Source organism: Bradyrhizobium amphicarpaeae, assembly GCF_002266435.3.
In the GTDB taxonomy this organism is placed as follows: domain Bacteria; phylum Pseudomonadota; class Alphaproteobacteria; order Rhizobiales; family Xanthobacteraceae; genus Bradyrhizobium; species Bradyrhizobium amphicarpaeae.
Window position 1 is genome coordinate 4,409,870 of the sequence record NZ_CP029426.2, and the last position, 16,510, is coordinate 4,426,379.

The following is a 16,510-nucleotide window of genomic DNA, read 5'->3' on the forward strand; positions in this document are numbered from 1 at the left end:
CGTCAGTTCGAAGCGGGCGGCGCCTTCGTGTCCGGCGGCCGCGCCGCCCGCTCGACGAAGCCTTTTGCCAAAGCGTGATAGATCCCCTCCTTGCAAATCATTCGAGAGGTCACGTGCGCGATCAGCGCGGCCGCCATCAACGGCACGACCATGCCGTGATTGTCGGTCATCTCGGTCACGATCACGAAAGCCGTGATCGGCGCCTGCACCACGCCGGCGAAGTACGAGACCATGCCGAGCAGCATGATCGCGCCGAGCGGCGCATCGTGGAAGAATGAGGCGATGTTGCTGCCGATGCCGGCTCCGACGGCGAGCGACGGCGCGAAAATTCCGCCGGGTATGCCGCTGATCGCAGCAAAGGTCGTCGCCAGCAGCTTGAGCACGCCAAAGTCCTGCGGCAGCGGCGCGCCGTGCTCCAGCGCCGTCTTCACCTGATTATAGCCGGTGCCGTAGATCGTGTCGCCGGAGACGAGGCCGCAGAGCGCGACTGCAAGGCCGCACGCGAATGCAAACCAGAGTGGATGCCCCTTGATCGCGCGTCCGAGCGGATTCTTGAGGCCCCGCGCCATCGCGATGACGATGCGGCTGAATACCCCGCCCGCAAGGCCGCCAGCGACACCGCAGAGCGGAACCGCCAGCCAGTCCAGGCCACGCGCCAGCGACATCGCGCTGCTGCCGAAATAGGCGTAATTGCCCGCCAGCGCCAGCGAGGTCAGGCCAGCCGCGATCACGGCCGCAATGATGAGGCTTGACGTGCGGGTCTCGAAGGCGCGGCTCATCTCCTCGATGCCGAAGACGATTCCGGCCAGCGGCGTATTGAAGGCCGCAGCGACGCCTGCGGCGGCGCCGGCCAGAATCAAACCGGGCTGGCGGCGCGGCGAGACGCGGCCGAGCGCGAACATGATGGACGCGCCCACCTGCACTGTCGGGCCTTCCCGGCCGACGGAGGCGCCACACAACAGACCGAACAGAGTGAGAATCACTTTTCCGACTGCGATCCGCATCGAGACCAGGCTCTCTCGCGCGCGCTGATCGGTCAGATGCCGTGCGGCGATGGCTTGCGGAATTCCGCTCCCCTGCGCGTTCGGAAACAGTCGAATGGTCAAATAGGCCGAGAGTACGAAGCCCAGCGGCGTCACCGCCAGTACGGCATAGCGGGACTTCGCGAGCAGCAGCGCGAAAGCATGCTGGGCGAGATCGGCGAGTTGCGCCAGCGCCACCGCGATGGCGCCGACAGCGATCCCGCCGAGCAGGAAGATCGCCTGCCGCTGCCATCGCGCGGAGGTCAGCTTGAAGAGGCGTTTATGGCGGGTCGACAGGGGCCAGAGCATGGGAGCTGATCCTAGCCGACTGCGCACCGAATGGAACCCGCGGGCGGGCAAACCAGCCAGACGGGAACCACGCCTTCGACGAACGGCAGCCGCCTCCAGCACCGCCTGCCGCCGCTGCAGCGTCTCCTCAAGCGATGGTATTGACGATGCCGCCCTCGGCCCGCAGCGCTGCACCGTTGGTCGCGGACGCCTGCTTCGAGGCGACATAGACCACCATGTTGGCGATCTCGTCGACGCTGGCGAAGCGTTGCAGCAACGAGCTCGGGCGATGCTGCTTGACGAAGTTGGCAGCGGCTTCATCGACCGACTGGCCGTTCTGCTTCGCGAGATCCTTCACGAAGGTCTCGACGCCCTCCGACATGGTCGGGCCCGGCAGCACGGAATTGACGGTAACACCCGTGCCGCGGGTAAGCTGTGCCAAGCCGCGCGCGACCGAGAGCTGGGCCGTCTTGGTCATGCCGTAGTGGATCATCTCGACGGGAATGTTGAGCCCGGACTCCGATGAGATGAAGACGACGCGGCCCCAATTGCGCTTGAGCATGCCCTTCAGGTAAGCGCGCGACAGCCGCACGCCGCTCATGACGTTGACCTCGAAGAACCGGCTCCAGTCCTCGTCCGGAATCTCGAAGAAATCCTTCGGCTCGAAGATGCCGGCATTGTTGATGAGAATGTCGACCTCGGGCAGTGCCGCAACCAGCGCCTTGCAGCCCGCTGCGGTCGAAACGTCGGCAGCGATTCCGCGCACCTTCGCGCCCGTCCCTTCCAGCTTGCTCACGGCGGCATCGACCTTGTCCTGGCCCCGGCCGTTGATGACGACGCTGGCGCCGGAGGCCGCCAGGCCTTTGGCGATGGCGTGGCCGATGCCGGCGGTCGAGCCGGTCACGAGGGCGGTCTTTCCGGAAAGGTCGATGTTCATGCGATGGCTCCCTTGATGCTGACGGAGATATCGTGCGCGGCGAAAGCAGCTTCAATCGTCCCTCACCGACGCGTGAGGACCGGCCGCCACGACGGCAGTGCCGTCCGATTGGCAGAGCGTAACGAGCCCATCATGTTGACGGGGCGACGGCGAGCGGACATGCGCGAAGGCGTCGAAATCTCACGCCACCATACTGGCATGAGCTTGTATCCGTCGCATGCGATACCTTGCGTGATCGCACGTTTGATTGGTGATCGCTGGCCAGGAGACGGCGGCCGCGCCATACAAAAAAGCGGCGCCCAGGGGCGCCGCTTTCAAAAAACTCAAATACCGTTCGGCTTACGCCGCCTCGGCTTCCTTTTCCTGCACCGGACCGGAATCCTGGCCCTTGGCGTCGACGTCGCGATCGACGAACTCGATCACGGCCATCGCGGCGTTGTCGCCGTAGCGGAAGCCGGCCTTGATGATGCGGGTGTAGCCGCCCTGACGGTCCTTGTAGCGAGCCGCCAGCACGTCGAACAGCTTCTTGACCTGGTCCTTGTCCCGCATCTCGGAGATCGCCTGGCGGCGCATCGCCAGCCCGCCCTTCTTGCCGAGGGTGACGAGCTTCTCGACGATCGGACGCAATTCCTTCGCCTTCGGCAGCGTGGTGACGATCTGCTCGTGCTTGATCAGCGCAGCGCACATGTTGGCGAACATTGCGCGGCGATGCTCGGCCGTGCGATTGAGCTTCCGATGAACCTTGCCGTGACGCATGTGACTATTCCTTACGTAAAAACTGCCGCGACGGTTCGTCGGACATGTTGCTCAGGTGGGCTGCCTGCGTTCGCCCGGATAGCGAGTCGTGAATGGCGAGTAGCGAGTTGTGTTCGCTATTCGCCACTCCCCGTTCGCCGAACTCAGTAGTGATCCTCGAAGCGCTTGGCGAGCTCGTCGATGTTCTCCGGCGGCCAGCCCGGCACTTCCATGCCGAGATGCAGACCCATCTGGGCCAGCACTTCCTTGATCTCGTTGAGCGACTTGCGGCCGAAGTTCGGCGTGCGGAGCATTTCCGCTTCGCTCTTCTGCACGAGGTCGCCGATGTAGACGATGTTGTCGTTCTTCAGGCAGTTGGCCGAACGCACCGACAGCTCGAGCTCGTCCACCTTCTTGAGGAAGGCCGGGTTGAAGGCGAGGTCCGGGATGATCTCCTGGGCGACTTCCTTGCGCGGCTCTTCGAAGTTGACGAACACGTTGAGCTGATCCTGGAGGATGCGAGCGGCATAGGCCACGGAATCATCCGGCGTCAGCGCGCCGTTGGTCTCGATCGTCATGGTCAGCTTGTCGTAGTCGAGGATCTGGCCCTCACGGGTGTTCTCGACCTTGTAGGAGACCTTGCGGACCGGCGAGTACAGGCTGTCGACCGGGATCAGGCCGATCGGCGCATCCTCGGGACGGTTGCGCTCGGCGGGCACGTAGCCCTTGCCGGTGGCGACCGTGAACTCCATGCGGATCTCGGCGCCCTCGTCGAGGGTGCAGATCTGCAGGTCCGGGTTGAGCACGACGACGTCGCCGACGGTCTGGATGTCGCCAGCGGTGACGACGCCCGGGCCGGACTTCTTCACGACCATGCGCTTGGGGCCTTCGCCCTGCATCTTGATCGAGATGTCCTTGATGTTGAGCACGATGTCGGTGACGTCCTCACGGACGCCCGCGATCGAGGAGAACTCGTGCAGCACGCCGTCGATGTGCACCGACTGCACCGCTGCGCCCTGGAGCGAGGAGAGCAGGATGCGGCGCAGCGCGTTGCCGAGCGTCTGGCCGAAGCCGCGCTCGAGCGGCTCGGCGACGATGGTGGCGAAACGCGAGGGATCGCTGCCGGGCTGCACCTGGAGCTTGTTCGGTCGAATCAGTTCTTGCCAATTTTTCTGGATCGTCACTGTTTCACCCATACAGGCCAGTCATACTGCGATTGCAGATACTGGCGTTGGAGAAAGGCCGCAGGTCATTCCCGCGGCTTTGCAAAAAACAATCGCGGGCGCCGATGCGCCCGCAATCTCGTATCAAACGCGCCGACGCTTGCGGGGACGGCAACCGTTGTGCGGGATCGTGGTCACGTCACGGATCGAGGTGACGGTGAAGCCTGCGGCCTGAAGCGCACGGAGCGCCGATTCGCGGCCCGAACCGGGACCTGCGACTTCGACTTCCAGCGTGCGCATGCCGTGTTCCTGCGCCTTCTTGGACACGTCTTCGGCGGCAACCTGCGCGGCGTACGGGGTCGACTTGCGCGAGCCCTTGAAGCCCATCGTGCCGGCGGAAGACCAGGCAATCGTGTTGCCCTGCGCGTCGGTGATGGTGATGGTCGTGTTGTTGAACGACGAGTTCACGTGCGCGACGCCGGAGGCGATGTTCTTGCGCTCACGACGACGAACGCGGGTGGCTTCCTTGCCCATAGAGTACCTTTCCTGAAGATCTCAAACGCCGCCGTAGTGCCAGCGGCTACACCTGTGGAACGAAAGGCGTGCGGCGAACGGGTTGCCCCTGTTCGCCACACGCCGCGATTTGGATTCGAAAATTTACTTCTTCTTGCCGGCGATAGCTTTGGCCGGACCCTTGCGCGTGCGCGCATTGGTGTGGGTGCGCTGGCCGCGCACCGGCAGTCCGCGACGATGACGCAGGCCGCGATAGCAGCCGAGGTCCATCAGACGCTTGATATTGATGCCGACCTCACGACGCAGGTCGCCCTCGACGAGATAATCGCGGTCGATCACTTCGCGGATCTGGAGCACTTCGGCATCGCTCAGCTGATTGACGCGACGATCCTCGGGGATCTTCACCTTTTCGAGAATCTCGCCAGCGATCTTCTGGCCGATGCCATGGATGTACTGGAGCGCGATCAGCACGCGCTTGTTGGTCGGGATGTTCACGCCGGCAATACGGGCCACGGCCTTCTCTCCTGTTGCCGATCCCTCGTCAGGAACCGGTCTTTAAGTGCTTGGTTTCTCGGGCAGGTGTTCACAAACGCGAACACGACGCCCTCCCCCGGTCTTCCTGGGGCCCGGCATCGTTTGAAACTATCCGACTTGGATGCGGGGCTTATTAGGGGATTCCAGGGGCTTTCGTCAACCGCTGCTAGCGCTTGGCTCGCCTTTTCGTGACCTTTTTTACGGCCTTCTTGGCACCCTTTTTGACAGCCTTCCTGGCGGTCTTTGGGGACGCCTTTTTCGCGGCTTTCTTGACAGTCTTTCCGGCGGCCTTCTTGCCGGCTTTCTTGACCGTCTTCTTGGGGCCCCTCACCGCCGCCTTGGCAGCTGGCTTGGCGGCCTTTTTAGCCGATTTGGCAGGTTTCTTGGCCGTTTTGGCTGTTTTCTTAGCCTTCTTGCTAGCCTTGGCCTTCTTGGCCGGGCCAGCCTTGGCTGCGCTTTTGGCGGTGGTCTTGGCCTCCACTGCCCCCAGCGCCAGGAGCTGGCGATGGATGGCGCGGGTGACCTCGTCGATGGCCATCATACCGTCGATGGTCGAGAGCTTGCGCCGCTCGGAATAGTAGTGAATCAGCGGTTCCGTCTGGTTGCGGTAGTTGGCCAACCGCTTGGTCAGGACCTCCGGGGTGTCGTCGAGTCGGACCTCCTCCCCGCGCTCACGCATCTGGGCGACGCGGGTCTCGACACGGTGCAGAAGCGCGCTTTCGTTGACGCGGAGTTCGATCACGGCGTCGAGCTTGAGGTGCTTGTGCTTGAGCAGATCGTCCAGCGCCTCGGCCTGCGGCACGGTGCGCGGGAAACCGTCGAGGATGAAGCCGTTGCGGGCGTCCGGCTGGTCGATCCGATCGGAGATGATTCCGACCACGACCTCGTCGGGCACGAGAGCACCGCTGGCCATGATCTCCTTGGCTTTCAGCCCGACCGGCGTTCCGGCCGCCACGGCCGCACGCAGCATCTCACCGGTCGAGAGCTGGACGATGCCATAGCGCTCCACCAGCAGCTGCGCCTGGGTCCCCTTGCCCGACCCCGGCGGTCCAAGAAGTATAATTCTCATCGGCGTATGCCCCCCGGATTGGTGAGCGATACGTCGCGCACCTGTGTTTGAAGTCCAAGAACAGTGCAAACCATAATCGGCGCCGCACCGCTACCCATATCATAGGGGAGCAGACGGACAGACGCCAAGAAGGGCTTTGAAATCAGTGATTGCGTCGCAGTGCGGGGTGCTCTGCCAATGCGATCGAAAGGTCCGTGCTGCGCTTGGCGCAAGCCGCGCGCCGTCGGCGCGCGGCGAATCGGCGACGCAGACGCGCCGCCTCGAGAGGCCTCTAGCGGCGGCGGCCGCGCAGTTTCGACTTGCGGATCAGGCCTTCATACTGATGCGCCAGCAGATAGCCCTGCACCTGTGCCACCGTATCCATGGTGACGCTGACGACGATCAGCAGCGAGGTGCCGCCGAAGTAGAACGGCACCGAGGCGTAGGAGATCAGGATTTCCGGGATCAAGCAGACGATCGCCAGATAGATCGCACCGAGCACGGTGATGCGCGACAGCACGTAGTCGATATATTCCGCGGTGCGTTCGCCGGGACGGATGCCCGGGATGAAGCCGCCATGCTTCTTCAGATTGTCCGCCGTCTCGGTCGGGTTGAACACGATCGCGGTGTAGAAGAAGGCGAAGAACACGATCAGCGCCAGATACATGATCAGGAACAGCGGACGGCCGTGGCCGAGCTGGGTGGTGATCCACTGGAACCACTCCGGCCCCCTGCCCGCGTTGAAGTTCGCCACCGTGGTCGGCAGCAAGAGCAGGGAGGACGCGAAGATCGGCGGGATCACGCCGGAGGTGTTGAGCTTGAGCGGCAGATGCGAGGACTGGCCCTCGAACATCTTGTTGCCGACCTGGCGCTTCGGATACTGGATCAGGAGGCGGCGCTGCGCGCGCTCCACGAACACGATGAAGGCGATCACGGCGACCGCCATGATGATGACGACCAGGATCAGGCCGGTCGACATCGCGCCCTGACGGCCGAGCTCGAGCATGTTGGCGAGCGCGGCGGGCAACTCGGCGACGATGCCGGACAGAATGATCAGCGAGATGCCGTTGCCGATGCCACGCGAGGTGATCTGCTCGCCCAGCCACATCAGGAACATGGTGCCGCCGGTCAGCGTGATCGCAGTGGACAGACGGAAGAACAGTCCGGGGTCGCTGACGACGTTGCCGGCGCCCTCGAGGCCCACCGCGATGCCATAGGATTGGAACGCGGCCAGGATCACGGTGAGATAGCGGGTGTACTGGTTCAGCAGCTTGCGGCCGGACTCGCCTTCCTTCTTCAGCGCCTCGAGTTGCGGCGAGACGGTGGTGAGGAGCTGGATGATGATCGAGGCCGAGATATACGGCATGATGTTCAGCGCGAAGATCGCCATGCGGTGGATGCCGCCGCCGGCGAACATGTTGAACATGCCGAGGATGCCGCCCGCCTGGGAGCGGAACACCTGCTCCCAGATATTGGGGTCGATGCCGGGTAACGGGATGTAGGTCCCGAGCCGATAAACGAGCAGCGCACCCAGGGTGAACCAGATGCGCTTCTTCAGTTCGTCAGCCTTGGCGAACGCACCGAAATTGAGATTGGCTGCCAGTTGTTCCGCTGCAGAGGCCATCTTGGACTTTCTCCCGCCGCCTATTGCGCCGTCATGCCCGCGGCCGGGCTACATTATACCGGACACCGGACATTATCTGGGGCTCGGCTTCGATAAGTCCACGTCCTTCATGCGTAAAGGCCCGCGAGCCGCGGGCCAATGACGCAGTTGTTACGCCGCCTCGCCTTCTTCCTTGGCAGGGGCGAGGATCTTGACCGAGCCGCCGGCCTTCTCGACCGCGGCGATCGCGGTCTTGGTGGCGCCGTGGACTTCGAGGTTGAGCTTGGACTTGAGCTCGCCGCGGCCGAGCAGCCGCAGGCCACCCTTGGGACGACGCAACACGCCGCCCTTCACCAGGGCCTCGATGGTCACGACGCTGCCGGCGTCGATCTTCTTGGCATCAACGGCTTCCTGGAGCCGGTCGAGATTGATCTCGGCGAACTCGATGCGGAAGATGTTGTTGAAGCCGCGCTTGGGCAGACGGCGATGCATCGGCATCTGGCCGCCTTCGAAACCCTTGATGCGCACGCCCGAACGCGCGGTCTGGCCCTTGCCACCGCGGCCGGCCTGCTTGCCCTTGCCCGAACCAATGCCACGGCCGACGCGCATACGCTTTTTGCGCGAGCCGGCGTTGTCGGCGATATCGCTGAGCTTCATCGCCCTTCTCCTTGTTTACTTCTCGTCGACGATGCGAACGAGATGATGAACCTTCTCGATCATGCCACGGACTGCCGGAGTGTCCTGCAGTTCGCTGGTGCGACCGATCTTGTTGAGCTTGAGCCCGATCAGCGTCGAACGCTGCGAGTGATGGCGGCGGATCGCGCTGCCGGTCTGCTCGAGCTTGATCGTCTTGCTGGACTTAGCGGCGTCCTTGGCCATGAGAATCTACTCCAGAGCTTCCGTTAGTCGGCAGCCGCCTCGGCATCGCCACCGATACGGCGCGACTGCAGAGTGGACACCTTGATGTTGCGGCGGGCTGCGACCGAACGCGGCGAATCCTGATGCTTCAGCGCGTCGAAGGTCGCGCGAACCATGTTGTAGGGGTTCGACGAGCCGATCGACTTGGCGACCACGTCCTGGACGCCGAGCGTCTCGAACACGGCGCGCATCGGGCCGCCGGCGATGATGCCGGTACCGGCCGGAGCCGCGCGCAGGTAGACACGGCCCGCACCATGACGGCCGGCGATGTCGTGATGCAGCGTACGGCCCTCGCGCAGCGAGACGCGGGTCAGGTTGCGCTTGGCGGACTCGGTGGCCTTGCGGATCGCTTCCGGCACTTCGCGCGCCTTGCCGTGACCGAAGCCGGCGCGGCCCTTCTGGTCGCCGATCACGACCAGCGCTGCGAAACCGAAGCGCTTGCCGCCCTTGACGACCTTGGCAACGCGGTTGATGTGGACGAGCTTGTCGACGAACTCGCTGTCGCGCTCCTCGCGCTCCCTGCGTTCACGTCCGCCGCCGCCGCGTTGATCGCGTCCACCACGTTGTTCGCGTTCTGCCATTTTTCCAATCCTTCAGAGGCTTGCGCCTCAATCCTCAAATTCTGTTAGAAGCTCAGCCCGCTCTCACGCGCCGCATCGGCCAAAGCCTTGACGCGCCCGTGATAGAGGTAGCTGCCGCGATCGAACACGACTTCCTTGACGCCCTTCTCGGCGGCGCGCTCGGCCAGCAGCTTGCCGACCGCCTTCGCCGCATCGATGTCGGCGCCGGTCTTGCCGCCGTCGCGCATCGACTTCTCGAGCGACGAGGCAGAGGCCAGCGTCTCGCCCTTCAGGTCGTCGATGACCTGGGCGTAGATGTGCTTGGACGAGCGGAACACCGACAGGCGCGGACGGCCGCCACCGGAGCGGCGCAGCTTCAGCCGTACACTGCGCTTGCGCCGGGCATTCGTAACCTTGGCTTTCGACATGACCGGCTCCGTTACTTCTTCTTGCCTTCCTTGCGGAAGATGAATTCGCCAACATACTTCACGCCCTTGCCCTTGTAGGGCTCCGGCGGACGATAGGAGCGAATCTCGGCGGCGACCTGGCCGACGCGCTGGATGTCGCTGCCGGTCACCGTGATCTCGGTCGGCTTCGGCACCGTGATCGTGATCCCTTCCGGGATCGCATAGACCACATCGTGGCTGTAGCCGAGCGCGAGTTGCAGGTTCTTGCCCTGCATCGCGGCGCGGTAGCCGACGCCGGTGATCTCGAGCTTCTTCTCGAAGCCCTTGGTGACGCCTTCGACCAGATTCGCGACCTGGGCGCGAGCGGTGCCGTACAGCGCCCGCGCGCGATTGGTCTCGACCCGCGGGTTCACCTTCACCTGGCCGTTCTCAAGCTTCACCTCGACGTCGTCATGAACGACGAACTGAAGCTGGCCCTTCGGGCCCTTCATCTTGACGGTCTGCCCATCGACGGTCGCGGTAACACCCGACGGAACCGGCACAGGCCTTTTGCCAACACGTGACATGGATCAAAAATCCTTCTCAGAACACCGTGAAGAGGACTTCACCGCCCACATTCGCTTCGCGCGCGCTGTGGTCGGCCATGATCCCCTTCGGCGTCGACAACACCGAAATGCCGAGCCCATTGTTGACCCGCGGCAGGTTCTTCACCGAGGCGTAAACGCGACGCCCGGGCTTGGAAACACGTTCGATCTCGCGGATGACGGGCTCGCCGTCGAAATACTTCAGCTCGATCTCGATCTCGCTGCGGCCCGAGGAGTGCTCGAGCGTGGCGTAACCGCGGATGTAGCCCTCGCTCTTGAGGACCTCGAGCACGTTCTCGCGCATCCTCGAGCCAGGCGTCGAAACCTTGGACTTCGAGCGCATCTGCGCGTTGCGGATACGGGTGATCAGATCGCTGATTGGATCGTGCGTAGACATCTAAACGACCCTCCTTACCAGCTGGACTTCACGAGGCCCGGGACCATGCCCTTGGAGCCAAGTTCGCGCATCGCGATGCGGGACAGTTTGGTCTTGCGGTAGTTCGAACGCGAACGGCCCGACAGCTCGCAACGCAGACGGATGCGGGTCGCCGACGAGTTGCGCGGCATTTCCGCAAGCTTCAGGGTCGCGGCGAACCGCTCCTCCATCGGCAGCGTCTTGTCGGCGATGATCGCCTTCAACCGCTCGCGCTTCGGGGCGGCGTTCTTCGTCATCCGCTTGCGCCGGTTGTTCTTCTCGATTGAACTCTTCTTTGCCATGCTTGGCTCCTGGGTATCCGCGTTTGAGAGGCTTTAGGTCAGCGTCTCACTGCCGGAACGGGAAATTGAAAGCGGTCAACAAGGCCCTCGCCTCGTCGTCGGTTTTGGCCGTGGTGCAGACGGTGATGTCCATACCGCGGGCTTCCGTGACCTTGTCGAAGTCGATCTCGGGGAAAATGATGTGCTCCTTGATGCCGAGCGAATAATTGCCGCGGCCGTCGAAGCTCTTCGGGTTCAGGCCGCGGAAGTCGCGGACGCGCGGCAGCGCGACCGTCACCAGGCGATCGATGAACTCGTACATGCGGGCCTTGCGCAGCGTGACCTTGCAGCCGATCGGCTGGTTTTCACGCAGCTTGAAGGTCGCGATCGCGATACGCGAGTAGGTCACGATGGCCTTCTGGCCTGCGATCTGGGTCAGCTCGCTGGCGGCGGTCTCGGCCTTCTTGCGGTCGTTGACGGAATCGCCAACGCCCATGTTCAGCACGACCTTGTCCAGGCGCGGAACCTGCATCACGTTCTCATAACCGAACTTCTCGGTCATTTCCGTGCGGATCTTCGCGTCGTATTCCGCGCGCAGGCGCGGGGTGTAAGCGGCCTCAGCCATCGATCTCAGCTCCCGAGCTCTTGGCGATGCGGACCTTCTTGCCGTCCGCCAGAATCTTGAATCCGACGCGGGTCGGCTTCCCGTCCTTGCCGACATACGCGATGTTGGACAGTTGGATCGGCGACTCCTTCGAGATGATGCCGCCTTCCTGGGCCTGCGTCTGCTTCTGGTGACGCTTGACCATGTTGATGCCGCGCACCAGCGCCGTGCCGGCGTCGGGGCGAACCTCGAACACCTCGCCGGTGCGGCCCTTGTCGCGACCGGTCAGCACGACGACCTTGTCGCCCTTGCGGATCTTCGCAGCCATCACAGCACCTCCGGCGCGAGCGAGATGATCTTCATGTGGTTCTTCGCACGCAGCTCGCGCGGCACGGGCCCGAAGATACGGGTGCCGACCGGCTCGGACTGGTTGTTGATCAGGACGGCGGCGTTGCGGTCGAAACGGATGACCGAACCGTCGGCGCGGCGGATGTCCTTGCGGACGCGCACCACGACGGCCTTCATCACGTCGCCCTTCTTCACCTTGCCACGCGGAATCGCTTCCTTGATCGAGACGACAATGATGTCGCCGATCGTGGCGTAGCGGCGCTTGGAGCCTCCGAGCACCTTGATACACATGACACGGCGTGCGCCAGAATTGTCGGCCACGTCGAGGTTGGTCTGCATCTGAATCATTGATGCACCTCGTCCTCTTCTCTCTTGCGCCAGCCCAGCCGGCGCTCAACATTTCCCTGAAGTCAGTCGGCTAAAGCCAACAGATCAGGCGCTTTTCTTGTGTTCGCCCCGGATCACGACCCAGCGCTTCAACTTCGAAATCGGCTTCGATTCCTCGATCCACACCATGTCGCCCGGCTTGAACTGGTTGTCCTCGTCGTGCGCGTGGTAGTTCTTCGAACGGCGGATCGTCTTCTTGTAGATCGGATGCGTGAAGCGGCGATCGACGCGCACCACGACGGTCTTGGCTGTCTTGTCGCTGACGACCACGCCTTGCAAAGTACGTTTCGGCATCTTCGTAAGCCCCTTACTTCTCTTTCGCGCGCTTCTGCGCGGCGACGGTCTTGATACGGGCGATGTCACGGCGAGCCTCGCGCAGGCGCGAGGTGTTCTCGAGCTGCCCGGTGGCGCGCTGGAAGCGCAGGTTGAAGCGTTCCTTCTTCAGGTTCAGGACGGCGTCATCCTGCTGGTCGGGGCTCATCGCGCGGATGTCTTCGATCTTCATCTGGGCCATGGCCATTACTCCGCAATGCGCTCGACGAAGCGCGTCTTGATCGGCAGCTTGGCGGCCGCCAGGGTCAAAGCTTCGCGCGCCGTCTGGGTGTTGACGCCGTCGATCTCGAACAGCACCCGGCCCGGCTTGACGCGTGCAACCCACAATTCCGGCGAACCCTTGCCGGAGCCCATGCGGACTTCGGCCGGCTTCTTCGACACCGGAACGTCCGGGAATACGCGGATCCAGACGCGGCCGGCACGCTTCATGTGACGGGTCAGCGCGCGGCGGGCGGCTTCGATCTGGCGCGCGGTGACGCGCTCAGGCTCGGTCGCCTTCAGGCCGAACTGGCCGAAGGCCAACGTCGCACCCGAAGACGCAACGCCGTGGATACGGCCCTTATGCGCTTTCCGGAACTTCGTCTTCTTAGGTTGCATCATGGCTTTGAGCCCTCAAATTCTCTGTGCTGGCGTCAGGCCGCAGCGTTGTCGCGGCGCCCACGGCCACCGCGATCACCACCGCCGCTGCTCTCGCCTTCGGCCATTCTCTTGTCCTGGGCCATCGGATCGTGCTCGAGGATCTCGCCCTTGAAGATCCAGACCTTGACGCCGCAGGTGCCGAAGGTCGTGAACGCGGTCGCAACGCCGTAGTCGATGTCGGCGCGCAGCGTGTGCAGCGGCACGCGACCTTCGCGGTACCACTCCATGCGCGCGATTTCCGCACCGCCCAGACGACCCGAGCAGTTGATGCGGATGCCTTCAGCGCCGAGACGCATCGCCGACTGAACGGCGCGCTTCATGGCACGGCGGAACGCGACGCGGCGCTCGAGCTGCTGCGCGATCGACTCGGCCACCAGCGTCGCGTCGAGCTCCGGCTTGCGGATTTCGACGATGTTGATGACGACGTCAGACGAGGTGATGTCCGCGACCCTCTTGCGCAGCTTATCGATGTCGGCGCCCTTCTTGCCGATCACCACGCCCGGACGAGCCGAGTGAATGGTGACGCGGCACTTCTTGTGCGGACGCTCGATCACAATGCGGGCCACGGCCGCCTGCTTGAGCTCCTTGTGCAGGATCTCACGGATCTTGACGTCCTCGTGCAGCAGCTTGCCGTATTCCTGCTTGCCGGCGAACCAGCGGGAATCCCAGGTACGGTTGATGCCGAGGCGCAGACCGATCGGATTGATCTTTTGACCCATCGTGTTCTCCTGCGCCCTTAAGCGGCTGCTTCGGCTTCGACCTGACGAACGATGATCGTCAGCTGCGAAAATGGTTTGTAGACACGGCCCGAGCGGCCGCGGCCGCGGGCGGCAAAGCGCTTCATGACGAGGCCGTTGCCGACGAAGGCCTGCGCCACGACGAGATCGTCGACGTCGAGATCGTGGTTGTTCTCGGCATTGGCGATAGCCGATTCCAGGCACTTCTTCACGTCGACCGCGATCCGCTTGCGCGAAAACTGCAGATCGGCGAGCGCAGCAGCAGCCTTCCGGCCGCGAATGAGCTGGGCGACCAGGTTGAGCTTCTGCGGGCTCACCCGCAGCATCCGGGCGACCGCCTTGGCCTCGTTCTCGGCGAGGCTCCGTTCGCGCTTAGGTTTGCTCATCGTTTAATCCTCAAGCCTTCTTGGCTTTCTTGTCGCCGGAGTGGCCATGGAAGGTCCGGGTCGGCGAGAACTCGCCGAACTTGTGCCCGACCATTTCCTCGTTGACCGCCACCGGAACGTGCTTCTGACCGTTGTAGACGCCGAAGGTCAGGCCGACGAACTGCGGCAGGATCGTCGAGCGACGGCTCCAGATCTTGATGACGTCGTGACGGCCGGACGCGCGCGCGGCATCTGCCTTCTTGAGCAGAGAACCCTCGACGAACGGGCCTTTCCAGACTGAACGAACCATGTCCGGCGTTCCTTACTTCTTCCGCTTGTGGCGGCTTAGGAGAATGAATTTGTTGGTCGACTTGTTGGAGCGGGTCTTCTTGCCCTTGGTCGGCTTGCCCCACGGGGTGACCGGATGACGGCCGCCCGAGGTACGACCTTCACCACCGCCGTGCGGATGGTCGATCGGGTTCATCGAAACACCGCGGTTATGCGGCTTGCGGCCCAGCCAACGGTTGCGGCCGGCCTTGCCGATCGAGGTGTTCATGTGATCCGGGTTCGACACCGCGCCGATCGTGCCGCGGCAACGGCCGTGCACCAGGCGCTGCTCGCCCGAATTCAGACGGATGATCACGTAGTCCTGGTCGCGACCGACGAGCTGGGCATAGGTCCCCGCGGAACGAGCGAGCTGGCCGCCCTTCCCGATCTTGAGCTCGATGTTGTGGATGATCGTGCCGACCGGCATGTTGCCGAGCGGCATGACGTTGCCCGGCTTCACGTCGACATAGTTGCCGGCGATGATGGTGTCACCCACGGCCAGGCGCTGCGGCGCCAGGATGTAGGCCTGCTCGCCGTCCTGATACTTGATCAGCGCGATGAAGCCGCTGCGGTTCGGATCGTATTCCAGCCGCTCGACGGTCGCGGGAACGTCGACCTTCTCACGCTTGAAATCGACGGTACGCAGCGTCCGCTTGTGACCGCCGCCGCGGAAGCGCACGGTGATGCGACCGGTGCTGTTGCGGCCGCCCGAGGAGTGCTTGCCTTCGGTGAGCGCCTTGAGCGGCTTGCCCTTGTAGAGGGCCGAACGATCGACCATGACCAGCTGGCGCTGGCCCGGCGTCGTGGGATTGAATGTCTTCAGTGCCATCGTCGTGCGACCTTACAGACCGGTGGTCACGTCGATCCGGTGACCCTCTTCGAGAGTCACGATCGCGCGCTTGGAATTCGACTGCGAGCCGAGATGGCCGCGGAAGATCTTGGTCTTGCCCTTGCGGACCAGCGTGTTGACGCTCTTGACCTTGACGTCGAACAGCTTCTCGATCGCTTCCTTGATCTGCGGCTTGGTTGCCTTGGCCGCGACCTTGAACAGCACCTTGTTGTGCTCAGAGGCGATCGTCGCCTTTTCGGTCACGACCGGCGACAGGATCACGTCGTAGTGGCGAGCCTCGATGTTCTTCGTCATTTGAAGCGCGCCTCCAGCGCATCGATGGCGGCCTTGGTCAGAACGAGCTTCTGACGGCGCAGGATGTCGTAGACGTTGATGCCCTGGATCGGCAGCACGTCCATGTTCGGGATGTTGCGGGCCGCAGCGGCGAAGCCGTTGTTGAGCTCGGCGCCGTCGATGATCAGCGCGTTGGTCAGACCCAGACCCGAGAAGTGACCGAGCAGCGCCTTGGTCTTGGCGGCTTCCAGCGCGGCCTTCTCGATCACGACGAGATCGCCGTCCTTGGCCTTGGCCGAGAGCGCATGCTTCAGCGCCAGCGCGCGGACCTTCTTCGGGAGGTCGGTGGCGTGCGAACGCACCACCGGACCGAAGGCACGTCCGCCGCCGCGGAACTGCGGCACGCGAGCCGAGCCGTGACGAGCACCGCCGGTGCCCTTCTGCTTGTACATTTTCTTGCCGGTGCGCCAGATCTCGGCGCGCCCCTTGGCCTTGTGGGTACCGGCCTGGCGCTTGTTGAGCTGCCACTGCACGCAACGTGCAATGATGTCCTGGCGCGGCTCGAGACCGAAAATGGTGTCGGAGAGCTGGACCGAGCCGGCTTCCTTACCTTCGAGGGTGGTGACCTTCAATTCCATC

At 63.5% G+C, this 16,510-nt stretch carries 27 protein-coding genes; all 27 read right to left on the minus strand.

What is annotated here, in order from left to right:
- Positions 1–2 precede the first annotated feature (2 nt).
- The 27 genes from CIT40_RS20590 to rplD all read right to left on the minus strand — a co-directional run bounded on the left by CIT40_RS20590 (position 3) and on the right by rplD (position 16,509).
- A complete protein-coding gene (locus CIT40_RS20590) occupies positions 3–1,331 on the minus strand; it encodes a chloride channel protein (protein ID WP_094895372.1) in 1,329 nt (442 codons plus the stop codon).
- Between the two features lie 127 nt (positions 1,332–1,458).
- Positions 1,459–2,247, minus strand: a complete 789-nt coding sequence (locus CIT40_RS20595) for an SDR family NAD(P)-dependent oxidoreductase (RefSeq protein WP_094895373.1) — start codon at positions 2,245–2,247, stop codon at positions 1,459–1,461.
- 339 nt (positions 2,248–2,586) lie between these two features.
- Entirely contained in the window at positions 2,587–3,003 is a 417-nt protein-coding gene (gene rplQ / locus CIT40_RS20600) for a 50S ribosomal protein L17 (protein WP_094895374.1), read from the minus strand.
- Positions 3,004–3,146: 143 nt separating this feature from the next.
- Complete coding sequence (locus CIT40_RS20605; protein WP_094895375.1) at positions 3,147–4,178, minus strand: DNA-directed RNA polymerase subunit alpha; 1,032 nt, start codon at positions 4,176–4,178, stop codon at positions 3,147–3,149.
- A gap of 111 nt (positions 4,179–4,289) precedes the next feature.
- Entirely contained in the window at positions 4,290–4,679 is a 390-nt protein-coding gene (rpsK, locus tag CIT40_RS20610) for a 30S ribosomal protein S11 (RefSeq protein ID WP_007603045.1), read from the minus strand.
- A 123-nt stretch (positions 4,680–4,802) separates the two neighbouring features.
- Positions 4,803–5,171: a 30S ribosomal protein S13 gene (gene rpsM / locus CIT40_RS20615; protein ID WP_014494511.1), complete on the minus strand. Its 369-nt coding sequence runs from the start codon at positions 5,169–5,171 to the stop codon at positions 4,803–4,805.
- 187 nt (positions 5,172–5,358) lie between these two features.
- Positions 5,359–6,261, minus strand: a complete 903-nt coding sequence (locus CIT40_RS20620; RefSeq protein ID WP_094895376.1) for an adenylate kinase — start codon at positions 6,259–6,261, stop codon at positions 5,359–5,361.
- A 271-nt stretch (positions 6,262–6,532) separates the two neighbouring features.
- Positions 6,533–7,864 (minus strand): preprotein translocase subunit SecY, encoded by a 1,332-nt coding sequence (gene secY / locus CIT40_RS20625; protein ID WP_094895377.1) that lies wholly within the window; start codon positions 7,862–7,864, stop codon positions 6,533–6,535.
- A gap of 150 nt (positions 7,865–8,014) precedes the next feature.
- Positions 8,015–8,500, minus strand: coding sequence for a 50S ribosomal protein L15 (gene rplO, locus CIT40_RS20630; protein ID WP_094895378.1), 486 nt, complete (start codon positions 8,498–8,500; stop codon positions 8,015–8,017).
- A 15-nt stretch (positions 8,501–8,515) separates the two neighbouring features.
- A complete protein-coding gene (rpmD, locus tag CIT40_RS20635; RefSeq protein WP_094895379.1) occupies positions 8,516–8,722 on the minus strand; it encodes a 50S ribosomal protein L30 in 207 nt (68 codons plus the stop codon).
- Between the two features lie 23 nt (positions 8,723–8,745).
- On the minus strand, positions 8,746–9,342 hold the full coding sequence (rpsE, locus tag CIT40_RS20640) for a 30S ribosomal protein S5 (RefSeq protein ID WP_018322271.1): 597 nt from the start codon (positions 9,340–9,342) through the stop codon (positions 8,746–8,748).
- A gap of 44 nt (positions 9,343–9,386) precedes the next feature.
- Positions 9,387–9,749 carry a 50S ribosomal protein L18 gene (gene rplR / locus CIT40_RS20645; protein ID WP_007603036.1) on the minus strand — a complete coding sequence of 121 codons (363 nt, stop codon included), beginning with the start codon at positions 9,747–9,749 and terminating at the stop codon, positions 9,387–9,389.
- Positions 9,750–9,760: 11 nt separating this feature from the next.
- On the minus strand, positions 9,761–10,294 hold the full coding sequence (gene rplF, locus CIT40_RS20650; RefSeq protein ID WP_008136336.1) for a 50S ribosomal protein L6: 534 nt from the start codon (positions 10,292–10,294) through the stop codon (positions 9,761–9,763).
- A gap of 16 nt (positions 10,295–10,310) precedes the next feature.
- Positions 10,311–10,709: a 30S ribosomal protein S8 gene (gene rpsH, locus CIT40_RS20655; RefSeq protein WP_094895380.1), complete on the minus strand. Its 399-nt coding sequence runs from the start codon at positions 10,707–10,709 to the stop codon at positions 10,311–10,313.
- A gap of 14 nt (positions 10,710–10,723) precedes the next feature.
- Entirely contained in the window at positions 10,724–11,029 is a 306-nt protein-coding gene (gene rpsN, locus CIT40_RS20660; protein ID WP_094895381.1) for a 30S ribosomal protein S14, read from the minus strand.
- 46 nt (positions 11,030–11,075) lie between these two features.
- Complete coding sequence (rplE, locus tag CIT40_RS20665) at positions 11,076–11,633, minus strand: 50S ribosomal protein L5 (protein WP_094895382.1); 558 nt, start codon at positions 11,631–11,633, stop codon at positions 11,076–11,078.
- Positions 11,626–11,940 carry a 50S ribosomal protein L24 gene (gene rplX, locus CIT40_RS20670; protein WP_007603031.1) on the minus strand — a complete coding sequence of 105 codons (315 nt, stop codon included), beginning with the start codon at positions 11,938–11,940 and terminating at the stop codon, positions 11,626–11,628. The genes rplE and rplX overlap by 8 nt, the downstream gene beginning before the upstream one ends.
- Positions 11,940–12,308 (minus strand): 50S ribosomal protein L14, encoded by a 369-nt coding sequence (gene rplN, locus CIT40_RS20675; RefSeq protein WP_007603030.1) that lies wholly within the window; start codon positions 12,306–12,308, stop codon positions 11,940–11,942. Before rplN ends, rplX begins: the two co-directional genes overlap by 1 nt.
- 84 nt (positions 12,309–12,392) lie before the next feature.
- The gene (rpsQ, locus tag CIT40_RS20680; protein WP_008136346.1) at positions 12,393–12,641 is read right to left on the minus strand and encodes a 30S ribosomal protein S17; all 249 of its coding nucleotides are present in this window, start codon (positions 12,639–12,641) and stop codon (positions 12,393–12,395) included.
- 13 nt (positions 12,642–12,654) lie between these two features.
- Positions 12,655–12,861, minus strand: a complete 207-nt coding sequence (gene rpmC / locus CIT40_RS20685) for a 50S ribosomal protein L29 (protein ID WP_094895733.1) — start codon at positions 12,859–12,861, stop codon at positions 12,655–12,657.
- Positions 12,862–12,866: 5 nt separating this feature from the next.
- Complete coding sequence (rplP, locus tag CIT40_RS20690; protein WP_008136349.1) at positions 12,867–13,280, minus strand: 50S ribosomal protein L16; 414 nt, start codon at positions 13,278–13,280, stop codon at positions 12,867–12,869.
- A gap of 32 nt (positions 13,281–13,312) precedes the next feature.
- The gene (rpsC, locus tag CIT40_RS20695; protein WP_008136351.1) at positions 13,313–14,038 is read right to left on the minus strand and encodes a 30S ribosomal protein S3; all 726 of its coding nucleotides are present in this window, start codon (positions 14,036–14,038) and stop codon (positions 13,313–13,315) included.
- Between the two features lie 17 nt (positions 14,039–14,055).
- Positions 14,056–14,442, minus strand: a complete 387-nt coding sequence (gene rplV, locus CIT40_RS20700) for a 50S ribosomal protein L22 (RefSeq protein WP_008136353.1) — start codon at positions 14,440–14,442, stop codon at positions 14,056–14,058.
- 10 nt (positions 14,443–14,452) lie between these two features.
- On the minus strand, positions 14,453–14,731 hold the full coding sequence (gene rpsS, locus CIT40_RS20705) for a 30S ribosomal protein S19 (RefSeq protein ID WP_008136357.1): 279 nt from the start codon (positions 14,729–14,731) through the stop codon (positions 14,453–14,455).
- A gap of 12 nt (positions 14,732–14,743) precedes the next feature.
- On the minus strand, positions 14,744–15,577 hold the full coding sequence (rplB, locus tag CIT40_RS20710; protein WP_094895383.1) for a 50S ribosomal protein L2: 834 nt from the start codon (positions 15,575–15,577) through the stop codon (positions 14,744–14,746).
- Positions 15,578–15,589: 12 nt separating this feature from the next.
- Entirely contained in the window at positions 15,590–15,892 is a 303-nt protein-coding gene (locus tag CIT40_RS20715) for a 50S ribosomal protein L23 (protein ID WP_094895384.1), read from the minus strand.
- Positions 15,889–16,509 carry a 50S ribosomal protein L4 gene (rplD, locus tag CIT40_RS20720; protein ID WP_020508797.1) on the minus strand — a complete coding sequence of 207 codons (621 nt, stop codon included), beginning with the start codon at positions 16,507–16,509 and terminating at the stop codon, positions 15,889–15,891. The genes CIT40_RS20715 and rplD overlap by 4 nt, the downstream gene beginning before the upstream one ends.
- Position 16,510 lies beyond the last annotated feature (1 nt).